Source organism: Rhizobium gallicum bv. gallicum R602sp (genome assembly GCF_000816845.1).
Classification (GTDB): Bacteria; Pseudomonadota; Alphaproteobacteria; order Rhizobiales; family Rhizobiaceae; genus Rhizobium; species Rhizobium gallicum.
In genome coordinates, this window is record NZ_CP006877.1 from 651,896 (window position 1) to 677,183 (window position 25,288).

19 protein-coding genes and 1 pseudogene are annotated in these 25,288 nt (G+C 61.1%); 12 read left to right on the top strand and 8 right to left on the bottom strand.

Going from position 1 to position 25,288, the window contains the following annotated elements:
- Positions 1-14: 14 nt before the first annotated feature.
- The 3 genes from RGR602_RS03255 to RGR602_RS03265 all read left to right on the top strand — a co-directional run bounded on the left by RGR602_RS03255 (position 15) and on the right by RGR602_RS03265 (position 4,162).
- A complete protein-coding gene (locus tag RGR602_RS03255; RefSeq protein WP_039843919.1) occupies positions 15-893 on the top strand; it encodes an ABC transporter permease in 879 nt (292 codons plus the stop codon).
- A gap of 178 nt (positions 894-1,071) precedes the next feature.
- Positions 1,072-2,382, top strand: coding sequence for an NAD(P)/FAD-dependent oxidoreductase (locus RGR602_RS03260; protein ID WP_039843920.1), 1,311 nt, complete (start codon positions 1,072-1,074; stop codon positions 2,380-2,382).
- A gap of 322 nt (positions 2,383-2,704) precedes the next feature.
- Positions 2,705-4,162, top strand: coding sequence for an NAD-dependent succinate-semialdehyde dehydrogenase (locus tag RGR602_RS03265; RefSeq protein ID WP_039843921.1), 1,458 nt, complete (start codon positions 2,705-2,707; stop codon positions 4,160-4,162).
- Between the two features lie 360 nt (positions 4,163-4,522).
- On the opposite strand, the gene RGR602_RS03270 is transcribed toward RGR602_RS03265, so the two are convergent.
- Together RGR602_RS03270 and RGR602_RS38040 are read right to left on the bottom strand one after the other, a co-directional pair.
- The gene (locus RGR602_RS03270) at positions 4,523-5,191 is read right to left on the bottom strand and encodes a haloacid dehalogenase type II (protein WP_039843922.1); all 669 of its coding nucleotides are present in this window, start codon (positions 5,189-5,191) and stop codon (positions 4,523-4,525) included.
- Positions 5,192-5,365: 174 nt separating this feature from the next.
- Positions 5,366-5,719, bottom strand: a pseudogene (locus RGR602_RS38040) (transposase); the annotation flags it as partial.
- A gap of 198 nt (positions 5,720-5,917) precedes the next feature.
- On the opposite strand from RGR602_RS38040, the gene RGR602_RS03275 reads away from it, so the two are divergent.
- Entirely contained in the window at positions 5,918-6,751 is an 834-nt protein-coding gene (locus RGR602_RS03275) for a GNAT family N-acetyltransferase (protein ID WP_039843923.1), read from the top strand.
- A gap of 13 nt (positions 6,752-6,764) precedes the next feature.
- Entirely contained in the window at positions 6,765-8,141 is a 1,377-nt protein-coding gene (locus RGR602_RS03280; protein ID WP_039843924.1) for an aspartate aminotransferase family protein, read from the top strand.
- A 252-nt stretch (positions 8,142-8,393) separates the two neighbouring features.
- Here the strand turns inward: RGR602_RS03280 and RGR602_RS03285 are convergent, their stop codons facing one another.
- On the bottom strand, positions 8,394-8,870 hold the full coding sequence (locus tag RGR602_RS03285; RefSeq protein WP_039846618.1) for an Lrp/AsnC family transcriptional regulator: 477 nt from the start codon (positions 8,868-8,870) through the stop codon (positions 8,394-8,396).
- Between the two features lie 653 nt (positions 8,871-9,523).
- Here RGR602_RS03285 and RGR602_RS03290 point away from each other — a divergent pair.
- The 5 genes from RGR602_RS03290 to acs all read left to right on the top strand — a co-directional run bounded on the left by RGR602_RS03290 (position 9,524) and on the right by acs (position 16,533).
- Positions 9,524-10,390, top strand: coding sequence for a GNAT family N-acetyltransferase (locus tag RGR602_RS03290; RefSeq protein ID WP_039843925.1), 867 nt, complete (start codon positions 9,524-9,526; stop codon positions 10,388-10,390).
- Positions 10,391-10,401: 11 nt separating this feature from the next.
- Positions 10,402-11,580: an alanine racemase gene (locus RGR602_RS03295; RefSeq protein WP_052451480.1), complete on the top strand. Its 1,179-nt coding sequence runs from the start codon at positions 10,402-10,404 to the stop codon at positions 11,578-11,580.
- A gap of 60 nt (positions 11,581-11,640) precedes the next feature.
- Positions 11,641-12,915, top strand: a complete 1,275-nt coding sequence (locus tag RGR602_RS03300; protein WP_039843926.1) for an NAD(P)/FAD-dependent oxidoreductase — start codon at positions 11,641-11,643, stop codon at positions 12,913-12,915.
- The gene (locus RGR602_RS03305) at positions 12,912-14,366 is read left to right on the top strand and encodes an aldehyde dehydrogenase family protein (RefSeq protein WP_039843927.1); all 1,455 of its coding nucleotides are present in this window, start codon (positions 12,912-12,914) and stop codon (positions 14,364-14,366) included. The genes RGR602_RS03300 and RGR602_RS03305 overlap by 4 nt, the downstream gene beginning before the upstream one ends.
- 220 nt (positions 14,367-14,586) lie before the next feature.
- Positions 14,587-16,533: an acetate--CoA ligase gene (acs, locus tag RGR602_RS03310; RefSeq protein WP_039843928.1), complete on the top strand. Its 1,947-nt coding sequence runs from the start codon at positions 14,587-14,589 to the stop codon at positions 16,531-16,533.
- 365 nt (positions 16,534-16,898) lie between these two features.
- On the opposite strand, the gene RGR602_RS03315 is transcribed toward acs, so the two are convergent.
- The 3 genes from RGR602_RS03315 to RGR602_RS03325 form a co-directional block, all read right to left on the bottom strand.
- A complete protein-coding gene (locus RGR602_RS03315) occupies positions 16,899-17,543 on the bottom strand; it encodes an aspartate/glutamate racemase family protein (protein WP_039843929.1) in 645 nt (214 codons plus the stop codon).
- Between the two features lie 455 nt (positions 17,544-17,998).
- A complete protein-coding gene (locus RGR602_RS03320; protein WP_039843930.1) occupies positions 17,999-19,324 on the bottom strand; it encodes an NAD(P)/FAD-dependent oxidoreductase in 1,326 nt (441 codons plus the stop codon).
- A 608-nt stretch (positions 19,325-19,932) separates the two neighbouring features.
- A complete protein-coding gene (locus tag RGR602_RS03325; protein ID WP_039846620.1) occupies positions 19,933-21,165 on the bottom strand; it encodes a TIGR03862 family flavoprotein in 1,233 nt (410 codons plus the stop codon).
- Positions 21,166-21,278: 113 nt separating this feature from the next.
- On the opposite strand from RGR602_RS03325, the gene RGR602_RS03330 reads away from it, so the two are divergent.
- Positions 21,279-21,704: an OsmC family protein gene (locus RGR602_RS03330; RefSeq protein ID WP_039843931.1), complete on the top strand. Its 426-nt coding sequence runs from the start codon at positions 21,279-21,281 to the stop codon at positions 21,702-21,704.
- A gap of 125 nt (positions 21,705-21,829) precedes the next feature.
- Complete coding sequence (locus RGR602_RS03335; protein WP_039846621.1) at positions 21,830-22,726, top strand: DMT family transporter; 897 nt, start codon at positions 21,830-21,832, stop codon at positions 22,724-22,726.
- Between the two features lie 5 nt (positions 22,727-22,731).
- On the opposite strand, the gene RGR602_RS03340 is transcribed toward RGR602_RS03335, so the two are convergent.
- Both RGR602_RS03340 and RGR602_RS03345 read right to left on the bottom strand, forming a co-directional pair.
- Positions 22,732-23,754, bottom strand: coding sequence for a polysaccharide pyruvyl transferase family protein (locus RGR602_RS03340; protein ID WP_039843932.1), 1,023 nt, complete (start codon positions 23,752-23,754; stop codon positions 22,732-22,734).
- Positions 23,755-23,786: 32 nt separating this feature from the next.
- Entirely contained in the window at positions 23,787-25,277 is a 1,491-nt protein-coding gene (locus RGR602_RS03345) for a lipopolysaccharide biosynthesis protein (protein WP_039843933.1), read from the bottom strand.
- Between the last annotated feature and the right edge of the window lie 11 nt (positions 25,278-25,288).

Sequence of the window (25,288 nt, forward strand, 5' to 3'; positions counted from 1 at the left end):
CAGGAGTCATCATTATGACCGCCATCGCCGCAAATTCGAGCCTGGACCATTGGTGGAACAGCCGAACCGCACGCCGATTTATGAGTCACCATCTGGCTCTGCTCGGGATGGTCATGATCGCCTTATTAACGCTGGCCTGTGTCTTGGGTCCTCACCTGCTGCCCTATGATTCACTTTATATCGATCTGCGCGCCCGTTTTGCCCCGCCATTGACGGGCAGCCACTATCTGGGCACCGATCCCTTAGGACGGGATGTCGCAGCGCGACTGTTTATGGCGGGACGGATTTCCCTGCTCGTCGGCTTTTCCGCCATGCTCTTGTCGACGCTGATCGGAACGCTCGTGGGCGTGATTGCGGGCTACCGTGGCGGCTGGATCGGGGCGTCGCTGATGCGCACGGTCGATGGTTTCCTTGCATTTCCGTCGATCTTCCTGGTGCTGGCTCTCGCAGCAGCCCTCAAACCCAGCCCGATCATGATTACCGTTGTCATCGCCGTCTCCAGCTGGATGGAGGTTGCCCGCATCGTCGAGGCCGAGGTCCACTCGCTTCGCGAGCGCGAGTTCGTCCAGGCCGGGCGCATGTTGGGGTTAAGCGGAACGCATATCATGTTCCGCGAGATCCTGCCCAACGCCATCGGTCCGATCATCGTCGCTGCCACCCTGACTGTTGCCCGTGCGATCCTCATGGAGGCCTACATCAGCTTCCTTGGTTATGGAATTCAGCCACCTCTGCCCAGTTGGGGCAACATGCTGAACGGCGCGCAGCAGTATCTGGGCAGTGCACCTTGGCTGGCGATCATTCCTGGTGCCGCCATTACCATCGCCGTTACCAGCTTCAACTTCATTGGCGACGGGCTTCGCGACGCGTTCGATGTTCGCGGGGATCATACCTGACCGCGACGCCCAAGCCTTGGTCGCACACGCCAAAGCCAGCCTTTTCCCAATTTGTTTCAAAGGCCGGTTTGAACGTCACCTGCCGCATTTGAAGCAAAGGTACAGTTCCGTTCGAAAGTCGCCTTCGCTTTTGTCGACATCCAGATGGGCTTGGCCCGAAATTGCAGAGAACCGATACATGGAACAGAGCAGAATTGCCGACAAGAATTCGCCCTACTGGTGGGAAGCGGCACCCGTCAAACCACTGCCACGGCAGCCGCTGGCCAAGAAGCTCGACGTGGCGATCATAGGCGCCGGATACGCCGGGTTGTCGGCCGGGCTCGTTCTGGCGCGCGACGGGCGTTCGGTCGCGGCCTTCGATGCGATGAACCCCGGCGAGGGCGCCTCGTCGCGCAATGGCGGTATTACCAGCGGAAGCATCCGGCCAGACTACGCCACGATCGCCCGGCGCTTCGGCGAAGACAAAGCTATCGCCATCGAGGCCGAGGGCAAGATCGCCCGCGAGTTCCTCTATGACTTCATCAGGACCGAAGGGCTGGATTGCGACTTCAACCTGGTCGGCCAGTTCAAGGGCGTTATCGGGTTCGACCAGTACGAGAAGACCGCCCGCAGCGCCGAGACCCTGGCCAAACGACTGGGTATCGAGTCTTACGCCGTGCCGTATACCGAACAACGCAACTACATCGGCACCGATTTCTATCGCGGCGGCATGGTGCGGATGGATATTGGCGGGCTGCATCCGGCCAAGTTCCACGCTGAGCTCCTAAGGGTGGCACTGGCTTCGGGACTGACGGTCCATTCCGGGACGCGTGTGACTTCTGTAGAGAAAGATGGCTCCGGGTTCCGTGTCGTGACGTCGGCCGGCACGATCCAAGCTCGCCAGGTCCTGGTCTGCACGGACGGCTATACCGATGGTGCTGTGCCTTTCCTGCGCCGCCGGCTGGTGCCGGTTCGCAGCCGCATTATCGTAACCGAGGAACTCGCATCGGACGTCATGGCGCGGCTGATGCCGAAGCAGATGATGATGGTTGAAGGCAAGCAGCTGGGATTTTACTATCGCCCAACACCCGACGGCAAACGCATTCTCCTGGGAGGGCGCGACAGTTCTCGCGTCGGTGATCCTGACGCGCCGAAGCTGCTTTTGCGCCGCGGCCTGGTCGATCTTTTCCCTGAACTGGAAAACGTGCGCCTGTCGCACACCTGGTTTGGGAATGTGGCGATGCATCGCGACATGCTGCCCCGCATCTTCGAAAAGGACGGCGTGGTCTATGCGACGGGATTCTGCGGATCGGGGGTTGTCTGGGCACCGTGGGTGGGCATGCACGCGGCGCACAAGCTGCTAGGCCATGGGCAAGAGGCGCGCACTGCGTTCGACTTCCGACCGCCGGCCTTCATTCCGTTTTACAACGGCAATCCATGGTTCATGCCGGCCATCATTCAAGGCTATCGCATCCAGGACCAAATCAACCTATACCGCGCGAGCCGCTGAAAAGACGTCCGGCACCCGGCCCTTCGGCGGGAGCCGGCTCCTCCGCAGAAACCTCGTGGCACCGACCGAAGATGTGACCGCCGCGTGGCGCAAAACGCTATTTTCCACCGTGACCGCACCGCTAGTCGATACATGCTGCTTCACTTCCTTCGCTAGACTTAGCTGAGGAACACGTCGAGGGGTAGCCTGGTCCCGTCTCTCATCCGTCGGTCAGGCGCACCGCCGGTGATCCTGTGTTGAGGCGCTGCCGGCGGCGCGGGACGGAACTTCATTCACCGCCGCGGTTTTTGCAGCCGACGACTGATCGTCAGAGAGGAACAATATGCTTCAGTTGAACGACAAAGATCTATTCCGGCAGGCCGGCCTGATCGGCGGTGCCTGGTTGGGTGCCGCCACGGGTAAGACGATCGACGTCGTCGATCCCGCGAGCCAGACGACTCTGGGCACCGTTCCGGATATGGGTACCACCGAGATCCGCGCAGCCATTCAGGCAGCCAGCGGCGCGTTTGCACCCTGGAAGAAAACGACCCATGCCGAGCGCGCCGCCCTGCTCGAGCGCTGGCATGCATTGATGATGGAAAATATCGAGGATCTTGCGCAACTCCTCACGCTTGAACAGGGCAAGCCACTCGACGAAGCCCGCGCGGAGATTCGTTATGGCGCGTCCTTTGTGAAGTGGTTTGCCGAGGAGGCCCGCCGCATCGGCGGCCACACCATTCCCTCGCCGACGGCGGATCGCCGCATCGTCGTGCTTAAGGATGCGGTCGGTGTCTGCGCCATCGTCACACCTTGGAACTTTCCGAACGCGATGATCACGCGCAAGGTGGCCCCCGCATTGGCGGCCGGTTGTACGGTGGTGATCAAGCCCTCTGAGTTCACGCCCTATTCGGCGCTCGCCCTCGGTGTCCTTGCCCGGCGCGCTGGCATTCCGGCTGGCGTCATCAACATCGTCACCGGCATGCCGACGGAGATCGGCAACGAGATCATGGCGAACGAAACGGTACGCAAGATCTCCTTCACCGGGTCCACGCGCGTCGGTTCGCTGCTGATGCGCGGCGCTGCCGACAGTATCAAGCGATTGTCGCTCGAACTCGGCGGCAATGCACCCTTCATCGTCTTCGACGATGCCGATCTCGACCTTGCCGTCGAGGGTGCCATTGCGTCCAAGTTCCGAAATGGCGGGCAGACCTGCGTCTGCGCCAACCGGATTCTCGTTCAGGACAGCGTCTACGACGCTTTTGCCGAGAAGCTCGGCGCGCGCGTCAACGCCATGAAGGTCGGCCCGGGAACCGAGCCCGGCATCGCCATAGGTCCGATGATCAACGCTGCGGCGATCGAGAAGATCAACCTTCATATCGAAGACGCGCTGGCAAAGGGCGCGAAGGTGGTAGCACGGGGCAGTTCGCTGCCGGAAGGCAAACAGTACATCGCGCCGATCGTGCTTGCCGGGGCGACGGGCGACATGCTGCTCGCCAGTGCGGAAACGTTCGGCCCCGTTGCTCCGCTCTTCCGCTTCGAGACGGAAGAAGAAGCGATCGATATCGCCAACGGCACGCCCTTCGGCCTCGCCGCTTATTTCTACACCGAGAACCTCAAGCGCTCCTGGCGTGTCGGGGAGGCACTCGAATTCGGCATGATCGGTCTCAACACAGGGGCTATTTCCACCGAAGTGGCGCCTTTCGGCGGCGTCAAGCAGTCGGGGCTAGGGCGCGAGGGCGCGCAGGTCGGCATTGAGGAATATCTAGAAATGAAGAGCTTCCACATTGGCGGCCTGAGTTAAGCCGGCTCTCTCGCCGAGTTGCCCTGCACCCAGTTACAAATCCGGCGGCGCATACTCATGCGCCGCCCTTTTTGTTCCTGCGAAGAGGCTGATGCACGGGCGAATGACTTCGACCCGGTCTTGCAGCTTTTTTCCACGATTTCATGATGCCAGGCCTTCTTTGCGAAGCCGTATGTATTTGCAGGTGTCCGTATGAACTGAGGGAGATGTTATGACGGCTTTTCAGTGGCGAGTGCCAAGAGAGAGACCAGTCAGGCCGCCAAGACTTTGTAAAGCGTCAGCCCTCCGTCCAGCAGCACCGGTGAACGGTCTCTTCAAGAACGTGCGGGCGGAAAACCGCCCGCACGTTCCTCGTTCTGCTTAGAGGCCAAAAACACCCGGCAAGCCGGAAATGTCGGCGATCTCGACGTAACCATAGAACGGGTTGGCAGGTTCGTGGCCGCGGTTCACCCATACCTTATTCTTGATGCCGATATCATTGGCCGACATGTGGTCATAGCGGAAGGAAGACGAGCAGTGCACGACGTCTTCGGGGCCGCAGCCGAGCATGTCGAACATGTATTCGAAAGCCCGCAGTCGCGGCTTGTAGGCCTGCGCCTGTTCAGCCGTGTAGACGGCATGGAACGGGGCGCCGAGTTTTTCGACGTTCGACATGATCTGCGAGTTCATCGCATTCGACAGGATCACCAGCGGAATCTCTTTCGCGACCTTGGCAAGGCCGGCCGGCACATCGGCATGCGGACCCCAGGTCGGCACGCGCTCGTAGACCATGCGGGCATCTTCTTCTTTGAAATTGATGCCGTTGCGCTTGCAGGTGCGTTCGATCGAATTGTGAACGACTTCGGCATAGGGCTTCCAATCGCCCAAGATTTCATCGAGACGATACGCGGCAAAATTCCGGATGAACTCGGCCATGCGCGGCTCATCGAGCTGTTCGCCGTAAAGGTCGCGCGCCGCTTCCGCCATCTGGAAGTTGGTTAAGGTGCCATAGCAGTCGAAGGTTATGTATTTCGGACGCGGGAGAGTCATGGGAGTATCCTTCTTCGGAGTGGACGGGACATGTCTCGCGATGATAGCCGCGACACGCCTCTCGGCTCCCCTGAATGTGGCGTCGATCGAAGCACATTATTTCGTATCGAAAGCCGGCTTCCGCAGATGGTTGTGCGCGGCAGGCCGAGGTTACGGTGATCGGCAGGGAATTCCGCTGCTTGAGGACGTGGCACGTTGGCGAGGTTTCTTCCCTTCCGGGCCCCGCGCCTCCATGACGAGATGAGTTGATCCGTGGCCAAGACCGATTACCCGCCACTCATAGAAAGACCGCTGCACCGTCGACGGGACGGATAGTCCTTCAGCAGCATCCACCAGTGGCAACCTTTCGAAGCGACAGAGAACAGCGTTTAAAACATCGCGCAAAACTTGCGCCGACGGCCAGGCGTGGCGCGGGCATGAACGTTGCAACAAAATGCCATTCGCGGTCCGTGACATCGCTTCCATATCCGCTCGTCCGCCGGCCATAATTGCGTCGCTGGTTTCAGTCCATCGCGATCTCCATCGAATCTGCCTCTTAGACGGATAGAGGCTTCGGGAGTCGGCCGGCTGATCCTCTCGAGGCCGACCCTGGTGGCTCCCCGTGCCAGCAGAAGATGCGGCGACCGGTGATGCGAAAGCGATAAGATACCGCTCAGCACGCCGTCTTCGGATGATCTGCCGACCGGCATTCCTGCAAACTCTGGCTCAGGAACTTAAGGAAGTGCCATGCAGACACGTCAAATCGATATTGCCGCTTTCGGCCCCGAACATCTGGATGCCGCCGTCGCCCTTTCGCGGCAGGCCGGTTGGCCTCATCGCCCCGAGGACTGGCAGATGGCGCTTGCCTTGAGCGAAGGCGCGGTCGCGATCGAGGGCGACAGGGTCGTAGGCACGGTTCTCGTGACGCGCTACAAGGAAGAAAGCGCTACGATCAACATGGTCATTGTCGACGAGTCCCTGCGCGGCCGCGGTCTTGGCCGGCGGCTCATGGACGCCGCTCTCGGCCTTTCCGCTGGGCGCCCGCTGCGGCTCACAGCGACAGAAGACGGCTTGCCGCTCTATCAAAAGCTCGGATTTCGCGAGACCGGGCGGGTGCTGCAGCACCAGGGCATTGCCGATAAAATTGCCACTCCGGCGATCACGTCTGCGGCGACGTCGCCCGATCTCTCCGCCATTGCGGAAATAGACCGGCAGGCCTTCGGTGCCGATCGCAGTGATCTGATTGCCTATCTGGCCGATGTCGGTACATTCGCCGTCATCCGGCGCGGCAACCGCATCGTCGGTTTTTCAGTCCTTCGCTCCTTCGGCCGTGGTGAGGTCATCGGCCCTGTCGTGGCCGGGAACCTTGAGGACGCTAAAGCGCTCGTCGCGCACTTCATCGCCCTGCGACCCGGCCGGTTCCTCCGGGTGGATATCACCGGCGTCATCGACCTGTCGGACTGGCTCGCCGTGTGGGGCCTCGGCCACGTTGGCGGGGGCGTTGCCATGATGAAGCCACCGATCGCCCGTGCCGATTCCGTCCCCAACATCTTTGCCCTCGCCAGCCAGGCGCTCGGCTGATCCGGAGAGTATCATGTACAGCAATTCCCTTGTCGAACTCGACCGCGCCCATCTCGTGCATCCGGTCGCCTCCTATCGCAATCACGAGAAGCTCGGCGTGCGCGTGCTCGCGTCCGCCAAAGGCGCGTCGGTCACAGACGCCTCGGGCAAGCAACTAGTCGACGGCTTCGCGGGCCTCTGGTGCGTCAATGCCGGCTACGGCCAGGAATCGATCGTCGAGGCGGCAAGCCGCCAGATGCGCGAACTTCCCTATGCGACCGCCTATTTCGGCCTCGGCTCGGAGCCGGCGATCCGACTCGCCGCGGCATTGGCCGAGCGCGCTCCGGGCGATCTCAACCATGTTTACTTCACACTCGGCGGATCGGATGCGGTCGACAGCACAATCCGTTTCATCCGCTATTACTGGATCGCCCGTGGTGAGCCGACGCGCGACCAGTTCATCTCGGTCGAGCAAGGCTACCACGGCTCGTCGACCGCTGGAGCAGGCTTGACAGCGTTGCCTTTGTTCCACGCAGGTTTCGGAATTCCCTTCGACTGGCAGCATAAAATCCCCTCGCACTACGCATATCGCAATCCCATCGGCGATGATCCACAGGCGATCATCAACGCCTCGCTCGCGGCACTGCGGCGCAAGGTCGAGGAAATTGGCCCCGAGCGCGTGGCCGGCTTTTATGCTGAACCGATCCAGGGTTCGGGCGGCGTCCTGGTGCCGCCGAAGGGATGGATGAAGGCGATGCGCGAACTTTGCCGCGAACTGGGCATCCTCTTCGTTGCCGACGAAGTGATCACCGCTTTCGGCCGCACCGGCCCGCTCTTCGCGTGCGAGGAGGACGACATCGTGCCGGACTTCATCACCACGGCAAAGGGTCTGACTTCCGGCTATGTCCCGATGGGTGCGGTGTTCATGGCCGACCACGTCTATCAGACCATCGCGGATGGGGCGGGTGCTGCAGCCGTCGGCCACGGCTCTACTTATTCGGCCCATCCCGTATCCGCGGCTGTCGGCCTCGAAGTGCTGAACCTTTACGAAAATGGTCTGCTCGAAAATGGCCGGAAGGCGGGCGCAAGGCTGATGAAAGGCCTTGAGAGCCTCAAGGACCATCCGCTCGTCGGTGATGTCCGCGGCCGCGGAATGCTCGCCGCCGTGGAGCTCGTGGTAAACAAGGAGAAGAAGACCCCGCTGCCTGCGGCCGCCGATCCGGCACGCCGCGTCTTCGACCGGGCTTGGGAAAACGGCCTGGTCCTCCGCGCCTTCGCCAACGGCGTACTTGGCTACGCGCCGCCACTCTGCTGCACCGACGGCGATATCGACGCTATCGTTGAGCGCACCCGCAAGACGCTGGACGATACCCTGGCAGATCCGGATGTGCGCGCGGCCATCAAGGACTGATCATCGCAGTCGACAGAGGCACCAAGCCGTCAAATTCGACATTCTGACCGCGCCGTGACCTCTTTCCGGAGGTTACGGTGCGGTATAGATTTGAAAGGCAGTTGGCGGATTGGCTTGGCATGAGCAAGCGTCACGCTTCACGAATTACGACATTGCCTCGAAAAAATCATGGGCTTCAGGCGATGTGGCGCGGTTTGAAATGCCCAGCCATAATTCGGACCAATCCGCGAAGCGTAGGAGCGAATACTGAACTTAAAGGGGAAACAGGCTCGTCAATGGCATGTGCGACTTGACGATGGGCGACTTCAAGACGACGAAGCTGAAATACCTATCGATGCCGATCTCCAGGTCGGTGAGGCGCTCCATGATTTCCTGATATTCACTAATGCCGGCGGTGACGAATTTCAGGAGATAGTCGTAGCCGCCAGACACCAGGTGGCATTCCATCACCTGGTCAACCTTTTCGATCGAGGTCAGGAAGCGGGCGAAGTCGATCTGCCGGTGGTTTTTAAGGGTGATCTCCGTGAAAACTGTCAATGTCTGCCCAAGCTTGTTCACGTTAATCTGTGCGGAGTAGCCGTCGATATAGCCTGCCGACTGCAGTTTCTTCACGCGCATTAGACATGGGCTCGGCGAAAGATTGACCAACTCGGCCAGTTCCACGTTGGTGACGCGGCCATTCTTCTGCAGTTCATGCAAAATCTTTATATCGATACGGTCGAGTTTCAACAGCCTGCTCCGTTTATCGACGACGACCATGGCGCAGCATATCGTGCCGTTATGTTCGCCACAGTCAGAGTAACAGGTTGCAGCAACGTGTCGATGGTGTTTCGCGTGTCTGCGGCGTATGAACTTACTGCGGCGGCCGGTGCGACGGCATTATATGCTGCAGCGGGACCCAATGGGCGACGAGGCTGCCGTGACCGCGCTCCATCTGCCAAAGCTCCGAACTGGCACAGTCCTAATGCGAAACTGAACCTCAGACGTGAGTGCCTTTTGGTGAGCGGCGATGTCAGCAACGACGATGCTTAAATAATTGTCGACTACGATCGAGAGCGGGCTCGAATACCCGCATTTGCGAGGTCGCGGACTAGACGCAGATCATCGACAATATGGTTGTCGCCGGCCTCTCGGTGAGGACCATGGTCAATTTTATCCATTATGGACGGCGTGGCCGTCGCGCCGGTCGCAAAACACGCCATAGTGGCGAGGAAAGGCGGCAGACAGGAAGTCTTGTTCGACCTGCACCATCCGTCATGCCGAGGGACGGCTCAAAACGAATGATTCCGCCGAATTGAAGGGGTAGAACAGCAGGGAAATCTGCTCGCCAGGCGCAACTCTAGGATCAATTCAACCTTTGACCAAGAGACAGTATTTCACCTATGGCCATAGACCTCGAGAGCGACACCGTCAGCCGCCGGATCGAGCTGATGAAATTCGAAACCCGGCATTTGCAGGGCGCGCTGAGGCTATCGCAGGAGATGGGATGGCCTTATCGCCGAGAGGATTGGGAGTTCGCCGCGACGGTCGGCGAGGGTCTGGTCATCGAGCGGGCAGGGGAGGTGATCGGCACCGCCATGTGGTGGAACTACGGACAGGCCTATGCCACCGCTGGGATGATCATCGTCACCGCCTCCGCACAGGGCGGAGGTTACGGCTCACGGCTCTTCAATGGGTTGCTTGAAGCGACGGACGGTCGCAACGTACTGCTCAATTCAACCGAAGAGGGGCTTGCGCTCTACAAGCGACGCGGCTTTACCGCCTGGAGCACCGTGCTCCAGCATCAAGGCCCGCTGACTGTTGCGGTGACTCAGGATACCTGCGACGACATCCGTCCGGCGACTATCTTGGACCTTACGGCGATCCAAGCCTTTGACCAGCGGGCCACGGGCATGCCCCGGCAGTCGATGGTGGCCGAGCTCGCCGATGTGGGCAACGTGGTGGTCATCGAACGCGCGGGGCGGGTTGCAGGCTACGCCATCGCCAGGAAGTTCGGCCGCGGCTACGTGATCGGCCCTTGTGCAGCCGAGAGCGCACAAGATGCGCGACTCCTGATCCTGGCCCAGCTTTCGAAGCTCCATAAGCAATTCGTTCGCATCGATGTCTATGCTGGAGATGAATTGGGCGATTGGCTGCATGGCCTCGGCCTCAAGCAGGTCGGATCTGCGATCGCTATGGTCAAGGGGCAGCGACCGCAATCGGACGGGCCAGCCCATATGTATGCCTTGGCAAACCAGTCGTTCGGTTAGGAAATCAGGATATGGACAAGATGACGGCAAACCTGCAAGGGTCAGAGACGGCTAAAACGATCGACACCCTGGTCACACCAACGCTGCTTGTGGACCGTGGACGGCTTGAGCGCAATGTACAGCGCCTGGCCGAGCGCGCCAAGAAGCTTGGCGTGGTGCTGCGCCCGCACATGAAAACGGCCAAGAGCATCGACGTCGCCCGACAGGTATTTCCCCGCGAGCCGGGCCCGATCACGGTCTCGACCATCGCCGAGGCCGAATATTTCGCGAGCCACGGCTTTCGGGACATTACGTATGCGGTTGGAATGTCGCCGGCTTCAGCCATCCGCGCCATGGAGCTTTGTCGCCGCACGGGCGTCGACTTGAAGCTGCTGCTTGATACTGTGGAGCAGGCTGATGCTTTGGGCGACGTGCGCAAGGCCACCGGCGTGACACCGTCCATTTTCATCGAACTGGACTGCGATGACCATCGCGGTGGAGTGAAGCCGGACGATTCCAGGCTGCTTGAGGTGGCCAACAGGGTCGTCGCAGCGGGCGCCAACCTCGTCGGCGTCCTCGCCCATGCGGGCGAATCTTACAGCTTGAGCACGCCCGATGCGCTGGTCAAGGCAGCTGAGAACGAGCGGTCGGCCACTGTGCGCGCCGCCGAAATTCTGCGCGCTCACGGCCATGCCTGCCCGATCGTCAGCCTTGGCTCGACGCCGACGGCGCACTTCGCCGAGAATCTGGAAGGCGTAACGGAATTGCGCGCCGGGGTCTACATGTTCTTCGACCTGGTTCAACATGGGGTAGGGGTCTGTGACATCGACGATATCGCGATTTCTGTGTTGGCCACCGTGATCGGCGCCAAGCCGGAAAAAGGATGGGTGCTGGTCGACGCCGGTTGGATGGCGCTTTCACGCGACCGTGGAACCTCAAACCAGCGCGTCGACCAGGGTTACGGCGTGGTCTGCGACGAAAGGGGGCGGGTCCTCAAAGACGTCGTCGTTTCCCAGGCCAGTCAAGAACACGGTATCCTTTCGATCCGCGCCGGTTCCGAAAAGACAATGCCCGCGCTACCAGTCGGTACGCGGATCCGGATTCTGCCCAACCATGCCTGCGCGATGGCCGCCCAGCATGACTTCTACAACGTCATCAACGGTGAGAGCCCCGACATCGAAGAGCGGTGGCAGCGAATCCGCGGCTGGTAGGAGTTCCAATCTCTACGCTTTGCATGGCGCCCATGCAAATTAACGCGGTGGTGGTGCAAAATGAAGTTTACCTCTTACTGGCTGGATACGTCTCAGCCGTTCAATGATGGATCGTCCAAACCTCTTGAAGGCCAGTACGACGTGGCCGTGGTGGGAGGCGGTCTGACCGGATCTTCCGCCGCACTGGCGCTTGCCAAGAAGGGCGCCCGGGTCGCCCTGCTGGAGGCCGAAACAATCGGCAACGCCGCATCCGGACGCAACGGAGGTATGTGCAACAACGGTTTTGCCCAGAACTACGCGGTCATGGCCAGAAAGTACGGCACGGACGCCGCAAACGCGCTTTACAAGGCTTTCGACACCGGCGTCGATATGGTTGAGCGGATCGTTGGGGAGGAGAAAATCGACTGCAGCTTCTCCCGGGTCGGCAAGCTCAAGCTTGCCGCCAAACCCCAGCACTACGACATGCTGACCCGCACCCAGGAACTCTTGGCAGCCAATGTCGATCCCGACACGAGGATGATCCCCCGAACTGACCTGCGTAGCGAGGTCGGAACCGACCGTTACCACGGCGGGCTGCTCTTTCCCAAGAGCGCCAGCATGCATGTCGGCCGCTTCGTCCGGGGCCTGGCGACCGCAGCCGCGCGGCGAGGCGCCGAGATCTATGAACGCGCGCCCGTCCTGGCCATGCGCAAGGTTCCCGCCGGGCATGAGCTAAGTACCCCCAGAGGCAAGATCGTTGCGCGGCAAGTCCTGCTGGCCAGCGGCATTTCCCAGGTTGGGCCACTCGGATGGATCCGTCGCCGCATCGTTCCGGTCGGCGCCTTCCTGATCGTGACGGAACCGCTGTCGCCCTCGGAGCTTGAGCGCCTGATGCCGGCCCGTCGCAATGTCGTCGACACGCGCAACCTTGTTGTCTACTGGCGGCTGACACCGGACAACCGCATGTTGTTCGGCGGGCGGGCACGCTTTGCCGCGTCCAATCCACAATCCGACGAAAAAAGCGGCCGGATCCTGAAAGCGGCGATGGTCGACGTTTATCCGGAACTGGCCGGCGCCCGGATCGACTACTGCTGGGGCGGCATGGTCGATATGACCCGCGACCGCCTGCCCCGCGCCGGAGAGCGCGACGGGATCTTCTACTCCATGGGCTATAGCGGCCACGGCACTCATATGTCGACGCTGATGGGCAGTATCATGGCCGACGTCATGGACGGGCGTCCCGACCTCAACCCCTGGAGAGATTTCGACTGGCCAGCGATCCCTGGATATTTCGGGCGTCCCTGGTTCCTGCCGATCCTCGGTGCCTATTATCGCATGAAGGACCTAGTAAGATGATCGCACCCCTCGAACACCTGTCCCGAAATGGCCACCTGGAGAAGTTCTTCATCGACGGCAAATGGCTTGAGCCGAGGGGCACTGCCAAGGGCGTTGTGGTGAATCCGGCCACGGAACAGGTTGTGGCCCAGTTTCGGCTCGGAAACAGCGAGGACGTGGACGCGGCCGTTTCAGCGGCCCGTCGGGCGTTTGCCACCTGGAGCCGTACCAAGCCGGAATACCGCGCGGGTCTGCTTGATCGCCTGCAGGCAATGCTTGAAGCGCGCAGCGAACTGCTTGCACAATGCATCACCCTCGAGATAGGCGCGGCGATCGGATACGCGCGCACCGCGCAGGTGCCCCTAGCGATGGCCCATGTGGAGGTCGCTCGCGATGTCTTGGAAGCCTTCCCCTTCGTCAAGCAGCGCGGCCACACCGCCGTCACCCACGAACCGATCGGTGTCTGCGCCGTGATCACTCCGTGGAACTGGCCACTCTACCAGATCACGGCCAAAGTTGCGCCGGCGCTCGCAGCAGGCTGCACGGTCGTGCTGAAGCCAAGCGAACTTTCTCCTCTAAACGCCCTTTTGTTCGCCGAGGCGATCGAGGAGGCTGGATTCCCGGCCGGGGTTTTCAACCTTATCCAGGGCAACGGCCCATGCGTCGGCGCAGGTCTGGCCTCCCATCAAGATATCGACATGATTTCCATTACCGGCTCTACCCGAGCCGGCATCGCGGTGGCCGAGGCAGCCGCGCCGACTGTCAAGCGGGTCGCGCAGGAGCTCGGCGGCAAGTCACCGAACGTGATCCTGCCGGACGCCGACCTCGATCGCGCCGTTTCTTTGGGCGTAGTCGCCGCGTTTCGCAATCTCGGCCAGTCATGCAGCGCGCCGACGCGTATGATCGTGCCGCGCGCGCTGTTGTCCGAGATCGAGTCCCTTGCCAAGAGGAGTGTAGATCAAATCGTCGTCGGTGATCCTCGCTCGGAGACCACCACCCATGGCGTGATCGCCAACCGAGCCCAGTTCGACCGTATTCAATCCATGATCAGGGTCGGCATTTCGGAAGGCGCAAAGCTCATTGCCGGCGGAGAGGGCCGTCCGGGCGGTCGGAATGTCGGTCTCTACGTTAGGCCGACGATTTTCTCCGAGGTGCGTACGGGCATGCGCATAGCCCAAGAGGAGATCTTCGGGCCGGTTCTGTGCCTCATCCCCTACGACACAGTGGAGGAGGCCGTCACCACCGCCAATGATACCGTTTACGGCCTGGGGGCGCATGTGCAGGGCAAAGATATGAACATCGTCAAGGATGTCGCGTCGCAGATCCGCGCCGGTCAAGTGCACCTCAACTACCCGGCCTGGGATCCACATGCGCCATTTGGCGGCTTCAAGCAATCTGGAAACGGTCGCGAATACGGCATCGAAGGCATGTTGGAGTATCTTGAGGTCAAGTCCATCCTTGGCTATTTCTAAGCGGCATCTTCGCCGTTGCTCAAGAGCTATCCGGCTATCACCCCACGAACCGCTTATTCGCGCCCCAGACCTGACCAGTCTGCCGAGCCGCTACGGTAACCCGTTTCGCGTGGTTAGGAGGGCGCTCGCGACGTGAGTGCCGAGGATATTTGGGCAACTCGCTAAATGCCACAAACTTGCCCGTTCCCCAGAAATGGCAATCATCTGACATGAGGGAAGTATGAAAGAGAAAATCTACGTTGCGTCGCGCGCTAACAGGAACCGTACGCTTGTCGACAACGAGACCTATCTCAGATGGTATGCGGAGAGTATTGCAGACCCGGTTAAGTTCTGGGCCGAACATGGCAAGCGGATCGACTGGTTCCGGCCCTATACCAAGGTCAAGAACACATCCTTCGACGGCAAGGTTTCGATCAAATGGTTCGAGGACGGCATCACCAATGTCTCCACCAATTGTATCGACCGGCATCTGGAAAAGCGCGGTGACCAGGTGGCGATCATCTGGGAAGGCGACAATCCCTGTAACGACAAGAAGATCACCTATCGCGAGCTTTATGAGCATGTCTGCCGGCTTGCCAATGTGCTGAAGGCAAACGGCGTCAAAAAAGGCGACCGCGTCACCATCTACATGCCGATGATCCCGGAAGCGTCCTATGCGATGCTTGCCTGTGCCCGTATCGGTGCCGTGCATTCCATCGTCTTCGGCGGCTTTTCGCCCGATGCGCTGGCGGGTCGCATCATCGATTGTGAATCAACTTTCGTCATTACCGCCGACGAGGGCCTGCGTGGCGGCAAGCCGATCCCGCTGAAAGCCAACACCGACCAGGCGATCGAGATTGCCAAGCGCGGCGGCGTCGAGGTCAAATCGGTCGTGGTCGTCCGCCGCACCGGCGGCAAGATCAGCTGGTTTGCCGAGCGTGACATCTGGTACAGTCAAGCCGTCGCCGCGGTGAAAGCCGATTGTCCGCCGGCAAAGATGAAGGCGGAAGATCCGCTGTTCATCCTCTACACGTCCGGCTCGACCGGCAAGCCGAAAGGCGTGCTGCATACGACGGGCGGATACCTCGTCTATGCCTCGATGACCCATCAATACGTCTTCGACTATCACGATGGCGACATCTACTGGTGCACAGCCGATGTTGGCTGGGTCACCGGCCATTCCTACATTGTCTATGGTCCGCTCGCCAATGGCGCGACGACGCTGATGTTCGAAGGCGTGCCGACCTATCCGGATGCCGGACGTCTCTGGGACGTCGTCGACAAGCACAAGGTCAACATTTTCTACACTGCCCCAACGGCGATCCGCGCGCTGATGGGTCATGGCGACGAGTTCGTGACGCGTGCGTCGCGCAAGTCGCTGCGCACGCTGGGCTCCGTCGGCGAGCCGATCAATCCGGAAGCCTGGGAATGGTACTATCATATCGTCGGCGATGGCCGTTGCCCGATCGTCGATACCTGGTGGCAGACGGAAACCGGCGGCATCCTGATCACGCCGCTGCCTGGTGCCACAGCGTTGAAGCCGGGCTCCGCCACCCGGCCTTTCTTCGGCGTCCAGCCGCAGCTGGTCGACAATGAGGGCAATGTTATCGAGGGCGCCGCAGATGGCAATCTCTGCATCACCGACAGCTGGCCGGGGCAGATGCGCACGGTCTATGGCGACCATGAACGCTTCATCCAGACCTATTTCGCCACCTACAAGGGCAAGTATTTCACCGGTGACGGCTGCCGCCGCGACGAAGACGGCTACTACTGGATCACCGGCCGCGTCGATGACGTCTTGAACGTCTCCGGTCACCGCATGGGCACGGCGGAAGTCGAATCCGCACTGGTCAGCCATGATCTGGTCGCGGAAGCGGCTGTCGTCGGCTATCCGCACGACATTAAGGGTCAGGGCATCTATTGCTATGTAACGCTGATGGCGGGCGAAGCAGGTTCTGACGCGCTGCGCAAGGAACTCGTCACCCATGTCCGCAAGGAAATCGGCGCCATTGCCGCTCCCGACAAGATCCAGTTCGCTCCCGGCCTGCCGAAAACCCGCTCCGGCAAGATCATGCGCCGCATCCTGCGCAAGATCGCCGAAGACGACTTCGGCGCGCTTGGCGACACTTCGACGCTGGCCGATCCCGCCGTGGTGGACGACCTGATCGCCAACCGGCAGAATGGCTGAGTGGAAGCGCTCTTTGGCTCACAACTCGTAGCGGCGCAACACGTCGTAGCGTCAGCCCTCGGTGTTGAGCGCGAAATCGCTGAAGCGGATGCTGCAGGTCACCGCAGGAATTACTGCCAACATTTTTTGCATCCTCAGCACCCTCGAGGTTGTGGCTGTTGAAAGCGGACGACGCCGCTGCGTTACACGAGGGTGACGTGGAGCCGTCGCGCGGGGCGCTGCTAGAGCCGTCTGATGCAGGTCAAGAGGCGGCCGGCTATTGAAGGGGTTTGGCCTAGCTGCAGTGAGGTCGACAGGCGGAGATTGCGTGGGCCCAACAATAGTGCGGCAAGACTCGAATTGGCATTTGCATCCTCTCCGTCGTCTTATCGCTGCTCTAAACGCCGTTTCACGTTCTCAACCCCAAGTACGGGGCTTGTCAGAACTGAAAGACTGTGGCCCGTGGCCCGCACGGCACGGGCCATCGAGGCCTGCGCCAAAACGACCACATCGGCCTGCTGCGACAGCTCTTCGAGAGCTTGGCGGATTTGCGCGTCATGGGCTTCGACGTCCCCGCCGGCGAGGAGTTGAAACGCCCCCTGAACAAGCACGTCGACAATCGCTACATCCTTGCCCGCCTCGCATGCCTGGCGCTTCAGGAGCTCCACTGTTGGCATCAGCGTTGTGGATAGGGTCGCTAGCACGCCTATGCGTTTTCCATGCTCGACAGCGGCTTTGGCCATGCCTTCATCAATACGGAACAGTGGCACGGGGCAAAGGGGCGCAATGGCATCGACTGCCGGTCCGAGAGTCGAGCATGTGACGACAATCGCATCTGCCCCGGCGTCGACTGCCGACCATACGTAGGTAGCGAGCCTTCGTTTCGTCAGATCGGATAGCGATCCGCGCTCAATGGTATTTCTCAAGAGGCTCTCGTCGAGGATCGCGAACGGCTTCCAGTCGGGCAAATGTTCTTTGGCGAGGCCCTCAAACTCGGAAACAAGGCCGGAAACCGTATGGATGAAAGCCAGCTTTCTGGCGGAAGCGCTCGTAGTTTAAATTGACATATGATTTTCCATCTCATTGCCGGGAATTGAGCTGGCGAAACTGGATGCTTGGACCAGTTCATCAACCTGGTCCCGAGTGCGAACCTTCTTAGCGGCCCTCCTGCAGAAGTTTAGGAGTTTCTTCCAGTTCCTCGGCTACTAGACGGCGCACTAGGTCTTGGGCTGCAATACCAAGCCGTGATTTGCCAGAACGACCGCTCATAGTTGCCACGAAGATCGCGGATCATCGCGCCCATCTTCTGATCGCCTGGCCGCACGGATCCGCGACCGTCAGGTCCTGCAGTGCGAAGTCCCTTCGATGCACCTGTGCGACCGCGTCGGCCAGAGGGTCGCAAAACGGTCTAGATCGCGCTTGAGCTTGTAGATATGCGGCCAGGCCGGCTCAGCGCGCGTTGCTGTCGGTACGCGGCTAAATCGCATTAGAAGTCGCCAACTTCAATTTTCGATCTGTCCGTGAAGCGCGACAGGCGGAACGGAGTCGGATCGATGCTTGCCGCGTCGCCCGCGACCAGATCCGCCGCCAGATGGCCAATGCCTGGGCCAGCGCCGAAGCCGTGTCCAGAACAGCCTGCGGCGACGAATACTCCGCCAATGCTGTCCACCGGGGAAACCACGGGTACTGCGTCCGGTGTGGAGTCGATATACCCGCCCCAGGAGGACACGACGCCGGCATCGGCAACGGTGGGGAACAGGGCCTTTACCCGCGTCATGATGGTTGCCAGCATCCGCTTGTCCGGAGCGGGATCGAGGACGCGGATGCGCTCAAAGGGGGTCGGCCTGTCGAGATACCAGCGACGGAGTGAGTCCGGGCCCTCGAAGAACGAGCGGCCTATGCCGATCTCGACGGCCTTCAGCCGTTTCATGAACATCGGCAAAAACGGGCGGACATAGCGGATCCCCTGCGGCGTGATCTCGAGGGTCGCCTTGCCGCTGACCGCGATCGTGTAGCTGCCATCGAGCCGGCGCGTCATGGCAAAGTCGGAAGTATAGACTGCCCCGCCAAAATCCGGTGCAGGACCGGTCCGCAAGGCGGTCTGACGGACGCTGGCCTGCGGCAGCGAAACCGCATGCATGCGCAGGAAAGCAGATGCCCAGGCACCGGCGGCACATAGGACCGCGGTGGTTCGGATAAGGCCGTTCTCGGTGACGACGCCGCTCACTTGCCCATTGGTGATATCCAGGCCACGTGCCGCGCAGTTCTGATGAATGGTCGCGCCATGCAGGCGCGCACCCTCGGCGATCCGAGGAGCGGCGAGCGCGGGCTCGGCCTTGCCATCTTCTGCTGCATGGACACCGCCCAGCCATTTGCGGCCGCCTGCCGCCGGAACGGCGGCAGTGGCCTCGTCGGCCGTAAGCAACCGCGTATTGACGTCGAACCGTCGGCCAACCTCGCGCCATTTGTCCCATTCGGCGAGCTGCTTTTGATCGGCGGTCGCATAGATGAGCCCGCAACGACGAAATCCGAGGTCATGCCCGATCTCTTTGGTGAGCTCTTCCCACAGCCGTAGCGCCAGATTGGCAAGCGGCAACTCACGTTCATCCCGGTTCTGCCGACGGCACCAGCCCCAGTTCCGGCTCGACTGTTCGCAGCCGACATACCCCTTTTCGATAAGCGCCACCGACAGACCGCGTCGTGCCAGGAAATAGGCCGCGCTGGCGCCGACAATCCCGCCGCCGATTATCACGACGTCTGCTGACTTGGGTAGAGTTTCATCGCTGCTGATGTGGTGGATTAAAGGGGACATGGGGCCTCGGCGTCAATGATTGCTGGCAGTATCGCAAAAGGGTGCCGCAGAATGCGCCGACTGGAGCGGAATATCGGTATTTTGCACCGAATATCGTCGGCATTCGGTACGTAGCGTGTCAACAGGAGCCATCCGCGTCTTGCGGACGCTCATAATGTCGAACTGCCGCTGCGCAGGATCTTCTTTCTCGAAATCGATCGTGTCTGATCCGTCGTTCTCGGAGCGCTCCGACCAGGCTTGGGGCTATGCGGCCTTGGCGAATACAATGTATGGCCTAGGTCGCTCTGCCGAGAAAGCGTTGTATGACGATGAGTTGTGGAAGCTAAACCCGCGCGATTGGCAGCGACTTTCGAGAAAGGTCACCTTAGTGAGTTGGTAGATCGCAAGGATAGGGAACCACAGATTGTGAGGCGGCAATCGGTTCGATCGCGCTGAGTGAGGATATTCTAGGAGCTGCATCGGAGCTTGACGTCCGGCCGGCGCGCTCGGAGATCCGTCCACGCTTGCCGATCTTGCGGTCGTCGATGACCTCATCGCCAATCGAGCGTAGACATTCTCTGTGTTGAACCTCTCCCTCGCAGCCCGGCATCCGCCCTACCGCAGAGGTTTTATTGTGGTATCGCAGGGCGACCACCAAACCCCAGCCACTTGCCGATCCCCACCCCCGCAGCATTCCCCGTCGCCACGCACGCCGTCAGCAAATATCCGCCGGTCGGGGCTTCCCAGTCGAGCATTTCTCCGGCGGCGAAAAGGCCAGGAATGGCACTTAGCATATAGCCATCGTCAAGCGCGCTCCATTCGATGCCGCCGGCGGAGGATATGGCCTCAGTGATGGGGCGGGGGCGGGTGAGAGGGATCGGCAGGGATTTGACATGGCTTGCGAGCTTCGATGGGTCCTGAAGGTCGGTTTCCTTTGCGAGTTCGCGCAGCAGGCCGGTTTTGACGCCATCGAGGCCGGCGCCTTTGCGGAGGCGGTTGGAGAAGCTGCCTTTCCTGTCCTGGCGGGCGAGGTCCTTTGAAAGGCGCTCGGCGCTTCGGCCAGGTGCGAGGTCGACAAGCAGGGATGCGGGGTTGCCGGTTTCGAGCGCGTCGCGCAGTGCTGCGGAATGGGCGTAGACAAGACTGCCCTCGATGCCATGGCGGGTGATGACGAATTCGCCGGGGAAGGTGCCGGCGGGCGAGGTGGCGGTGACGGATTTGAGCGGCTTGCCCGCGAAACGGTCGCGAAAAGTCTCGCTCCAATCGACGTCGAAGCCACAATTGGCGGGGCGGAACGGCGCGATGCTCACGCCCTTTTCGTGGAGCCACGGTACCCAGGCGGCATTCGAGCCGAGGCGCGGCCAACTGGCGCCGCCAAGTGCCAGCAAGGCGGCATCAGGGTGGATGACGCGATGGCCTTGCGGCGTTTCGAACGCGTAGCCGCCGTCCTCGAAGCCGGTCCAGCGGTGGCGTGTCAGGATCGAAACGCCGTGGGCTTCCAGACGCGCGATCCAGGCGCGCAACAGCGGTGAGGCCTTCATGACTTTCGGGAAGACCCGGCCGGAGGAGCCAGTGAAGGTCTCTGTGCCAAGCCCTTCCGCCCAGGCCCGGACATCGTCGGGCTTGAAGCCGTCCAAGGCGGCGCGCAGCTGGTCGGACGCTTTGCCGAAGCGGGCAACGAAGCGCACATAATCTTCCGAATGGGTGATATTGAGGCCGGACTTTCCGGCGAGCAGGAATTTGCGCGCCACCGTGGGCATCGCTTCGTAGATGGTGACGGCGTGCCCGGCTGCCGAGAGTACCTCGGCCGCCATCAAGCCCGCCGGTCCGCCGCCGATGATCGAGATCTGTTTCTTCTTCATGGCTCGCCTGATACAGGATTCATATCCGCGCGTCTGCGGATTTGCGGAAAAGTGCGAATTGCGGGCGACCGGCAAACCCATTACTTGAGAAGTATATCAACGGAGTGTCCGGCATGGCCGACCTCAAGGCAAGACCAAGACCCACAGGCGCCACCGCCGTTCTCGGGCGCGCCGGCTTTGCGCATGTCACCTCGGTGACGAAGGGTGAGCTCGACATCGTCACCAGCCCGTCGCAGCCGGGTTTCAATCCGCTGGACCTGCTTTATTCCTCGCTGTCGGCCTGCCTGGTGTTGAGCGCGCGCATTGCCGCAAGCCAGATGGGCGTCCTCGACAGAATTACTGAATTGACTGCTGACGTCACCGGCGAGAAGGCGACGGAGGGGCCCTCGCGCGTTGAGAGGTTCAATATCGTCTTCGCCATCAAGGGCGACATCGACGAGAGGACGCGGCAGAAGATCGCGCATACGGCGGAGGAAATCTGCACCGTAAGCAATACGATCCGCGGCAATCCGGAATTCGCTACCGAAATTTTTGGCTGAGGCCGCTGACTGTCGAATACTTTTGCCTGCCTTTGTCGTTCCTGCGCTATCGTCGGTGGCCTTCATCTGGTAATTCGCTCGCGATCGCCGCTTTCACTGCTCGCGGCGCAGAAAGCATCGAGATCATGTCGCAGGCCGCTTCCGCAACCGTCGAAACCGCACCTTCCAATCGCCTTGCCCTCGCGGCACTGATCCTTGGCGGGGCGGCGATCGGCGGCTCGCCGATCTTCGTGCGGCTGTCGGAAGTCGGACCGATGGCGACGGCGTTCTGGCGCGTCGCGCTCGCCATGATACCGCTCTTCATCTTTTCGCTGATTAAGGGCAAGGATGCCGGTTCAAAGCCGGAAAAGCTTTCGGACTATGCGCTTCTGGTCCTGCCAGGTGTGATCCTCGCCCTGGATCTTGCTGCATGGCATCTTTCGATCACGATGACATCGGTTGCCAATGCGACGCTGCTGGCGAATCTTGCGCCCGTCTTCGTCACGGTCATCGGCTTCCTGTTCTTCCAAGCGGCGGTGACGCGGCTCTTCGTTCTTGGCCTTGCACTGGCATTGGCCGGCGTCATCATCCTGAAGGGCGGGCCTTCGACCTTTGGGAACGGGGATCTGCTGGGCGATGGCATCGCGATCGTCGCGGCGTTGTTCTATGCCGGATACATCCTTGCGATCGGCAGGCTCAGAAGCCGGTTCGATACCCTCCGCATCATGCTCTGGAGTACGGCGTCTGCGGCGGTTTTCGTATTTCCGCTGGCTTTCGCCTTCGAGGATCAGATCTGGCCAGCCACGGTTTACGGCTGGGCGATGGTTTTCGGCCTCGCCTTCGTCAGCCATGCAGGCGGGCAAGTGGCGATCACTTATGCGCTCGCGTATCTGCCAGCCGCCTTCTCCTCGCTGACGCTGCTGCTGCAGCCCGTCGTCGCGGCAATTCTAGCCTGGATACTTCTCAACGAAGCGATCGGCCCGATGCAGGCAATCGGCGGGGCAGTCGTGCTCGCCGGGATCATGATCGCCCGGCGAGGCTGACGGGATCAGGCAACTGCGGCAGGCCGCACGCGGCGGGCGTCGAGGATGGCGAGCGCCTCGTCGACGGTTGCTGCAAGGGCTGCCTTTTCGGTGTTGCAGGTGCCCCAGGCCTCGATGAAGCTGCTCGTCTTGCCGTAGCTGTTGTCCAGCACGCAGTGATCGGCGCCGATCAATACGCACATGATGTGGCCGTGCATGCGGTCGGTGATGACCTGGCGCGCCGAGCCGAGCAAGGCCACGCCGCGATCGAAACGCTGCTGTGCACGCTCGCGATAAGCAAGCTCCGTCATGCGGGCGCGTCCGCCGATCTTCCCCGACATCAGGCCCTTCAGGATCGCGGTATGCTTGGTTTGCCGCTGGAAATCGGCGGGCTCGTCCGGCCAGTCGGATTTGACGGTGCCGGGACGTCCCGTGGCAGCGGTGAGATCCTGCGGAGTTCCGACTTCCTGATCTTCGCGGAGATTGAGCAGCAACTCGTGCTGCGGGCCCGGGCGTGCGACCGGGCCGATGCAGAAGGCCATGTCCGGGCAAAGGCGCGTTTCGCACTGGAACCAGCGGCGCGCGAATTCCAGGCTCTTCTTGTCGCGCACCAGGAGCGTGAAGTTGCCGTGCTGCTCGATGGCGCGGGCCGTGCTATCGATATTGGCCTGCTCCTTGAAATGGATCGTCTGCGGCATCTGGACGATCGGGCGTCCCTTGAATTTTGTCAGCATGCCTTCGCGGAACTGGCGATAGCCGGCCCATATGTCGCCGAAATTGCCGCCGCCGTGCAGGAAGATGCGGCCGTTGCCAATTGTCGCGAGCATCCGCTCCTCATCGTAGGTCGGAATCTCGGTCACATAGGCCGGCCGCGTCTTGCGGCGGTCGAAATAGGCGAGCTCTCCGAGCCAGATGGCGCTGTCGCCGATATTGTAGTGGTTGGGGAAATCGAGCAGCGCGAAGCGCTCCTGCGGATCGACAAGATCGGAGAGGTTGTTTGCGATCAGACCCTGGAGGCGGTTGATGATCGTAATGTTGGTTTCCTGCATAAAAGCTCCTGTTTGCTGGCCAGGCGGCGAAGCTAGGCCTCAGCCCGTTTGCCGAACGGCAGCAGCGACTTGCCGAGTGCGATGTAGGGACGGATGGCCTTTCTGCCGAAGATCGGAAGAAAGGCCAGGTAGATGACGGCACCAAGGCCGATGCTGAGGCCGAGCGACAGCCAGCGGCTTTGAAGATACCCGGCGATGTAGGGATGGGCGAACCAGACGCAGAGAGCCATGACGGCGCCGCCGCAGAAGGGAAGCGCAACCGCCTTGAATGTGCCGGCTGCATCGATCCCGGCATATCTGCTCAACACATATTGCTGGTAAGGCATCGTCAGCCAGGCCCGCAGCACATAGCCTGCCGCCACCGCGAAGATGCCGTAGGGAACGAGCAGCCAGGTGAGGATCAGCGTCACCGCAAGCTGGAGCGCGGCGACCGAGAGGATCGATTCCGCGCGGTTAACGGCCGAGAGCGCCGAGGATGCGAAGAAGTTCGTGACGAAAGGCACGGACATCAGCACCAGCACGGTGGCGATATCGCCGGCATTGCCCCATTTGTCTCCGAAGAGCAGGGCGATCATGTCATTCGACAGCGCGCCGAAACCGAAGAGCAACGGGATCGTGCCGAGTGCCGCAGCACCGACGATCTTGTTGTAGGCATTGCGGAAGGCGGTGCGATCGTTCTGCAGGCGCGACAGCGTGACCAGCGAAACACTGCCGATGGGCGCCAGCACGGCCTGGCCGATCAGTTCGATCAGCCGCCAGGCGATGCGATAGCGGCCGACTTCGACGGCGCCGTACCAGCGGGAAATGAAGATATCCTGCACGCGAGCAAGCAGCATCCACATGAGCTGCGTCACCACGAGGCTAACGCTGAAAAGGAAGACGGAACGGAATTTTTCGAGATTGAAGCGCAGGCGCGGCATCCACGGGTAAGACACCCAGCCGAGGACGACGGTGACGGCCGCATTGACGGCCGTCTGCGCCACCAGCGCCCAGATGCCCCAGCCGAGATAGGCGCAGATGACAGCCGTGGTGCCGGAAAGCAGGCTTGCGGTGATGCTCTGCGCTGCAAGGCTCTTGTGACCGAAGTCGCGCGCAAGCCGAGCATTGTGGATGACCGCAAGCGACGAAAGGGGCAGCAACGGCGCGAGCCACTGCAGGATACCGGCCACCGAAGGATCGCGGACGAATTGGCCGTAAGAGGGAGCGAAGACGAAGACGAGCAACGCGACGATGGCGCTGAAGGCGACCGTTGCCCAGAAGCAGGTATCGGCAAGTTCCTCGTCGAGATCGAGCTGCCGGGTAATCGCATCACCGAGGCCGGCATAGGCAAGCACACGGCCGATCTCGACGAAAAGGCTGGCGAGCGCGAAGGTTCCGAAATCGGCAGGCCCAAGGATGCGGGCAAGGATGACGAAGATGACGAAGGTTGCGACGGTGCTCCACGCAACGCGGATCACCGACCAGAGGACGGAGAGCGCAGTCTTCTTCTTCAGGTCGGCATGCGCAACTGCATTATCTGCCATTCAGATTCCAA

What these genes read in the sequence shown, in the direction of transcription:
- RGR602_RS03265 (WP_039843921.1), top strand. Translation starts at nt 2,705, where the DNA reads ATGCTTCAGTTGAACGACAAAGATCTATTCCGGCAGGCCGGCCTGATC.
- acs (WP_039843928.1), top strand. Translation starts at nt 14,587, where the DNA reads ATGAAAGAGAAAATCTACGTTGCGTCGCGCGCTAACAGGAACCGTACG.
- RGR602_RS03300 (WP_039843926.1), top strand. Translation starts at nt 11,641, where the DNA reads ATGAAGTTTACCTCTTACTGGCTGGATACGTCTCAGCCGTTCAATGAT.
- RGR602_RS03325 (WP_039846620.1), bottom strand. Translation starts at nt 21,165, where the DNA reads ATGAAGAAGAAACAGATCTCGATCATCGGCGGCGGACCGGCGGGCTTG.
- RGR602_RS03330 (WP_039843931.1), top strand. Translation starts at nt 21,279, where the DNA reads ATGGCCGACCTCAAGGCAAGACCAAGACCCACAGGCGCCACCGCCGTT.
- RGR602_RS03280 (WP_039843924.1), top strand. Translation starts at nt 6,765, where the DNA reads ATGTACAGCAATTCCCTTGTCGAACTCGACCGCGCCCATCTCGTGCAT.
- RGR602_RS03290 (WP_039843925.1), top strand. Translation starts at nt 9,524, where the DNA reads ATGGCCATAGACCTCGAGAGCGACACCGTCAGCCGCCGGATCGAGCTG.
- RGR602_RS03340 (WP_039843932.1), bottom strand. Translation starts at nt 23,754, where the DNA reads ATGCAGGAAACCAACATTACGATCATCAACCGCCTCCAGGGTCTGATC.
- RGR602_RS03275 (WP_039843923.1), top strand. Translation starts at nt 5,918, where the DNA reads ATGCAGACACGTCAAATCGATATTGCCGCTTTCGGCCCCGAACATCTG.
- RGR602_RS03320 (WP_039843930.1), bottom strand. Translation starts at nt 19,324, where the DNA reads ATGTCCCCTTTAATCCACCACATCAGCAGCGATGAAACTCTACCCAAG.
- RGR602_RS03305 (WP_039843927.1), top strand. Translation starts at nt 12,912, where the DNA reads ATGATCGCACCCCTCGAACACCTGTCCCGAAATGGCCACCTGGAGAAG.
- RGR602_RS03345 (WP_039843933.1), bottom strand. Translation starts at nt 25,277, where the DNA reads ATGGCAGATAATGCAGTTGCGCATGCCGACCTGAAGAAGAAGACTGCG.
- RGR602_RS03270 (WP_039843922.1), bottom strand. Translation starts at nt 5,191, where the DNA reads ATGACTCTCCCGCGTCCGAAATACATAACCTTCGACTGCTATGGCACC.
- RGR602_RS03260 (WP_039843920.1), top strand. Translation starts at nt 1,072, where the DNA reads ATGGAACAGAGCAGAATTGCCGACAAGAATTCGCCCTACTGGTGGGAA.
- RGR602_RS03295 (WP_052451480.1), top strand. Translation starts at nt 10,402, where the DNA reads ATGGACAAGATGACGGCAAACCTGCAAGGGTCAGAGACGGCTAAAACG.
- RGR602_RS03255 (WP_039843919.1), top strand. Translation starts at nt 15, where the DNA reads ATGACCGCCATCGCCGCAAATTCGAGCCTGGACCATTGGTGGAACAGC.
- RGR602_RS03335 (WP_039846621.1), top strand. Translation starts at nt 21,830, where the DNA reads ATGTCGCAGGCCGCTTCCGCAACCGTCGAAACCGCACCTTCCAATCGC.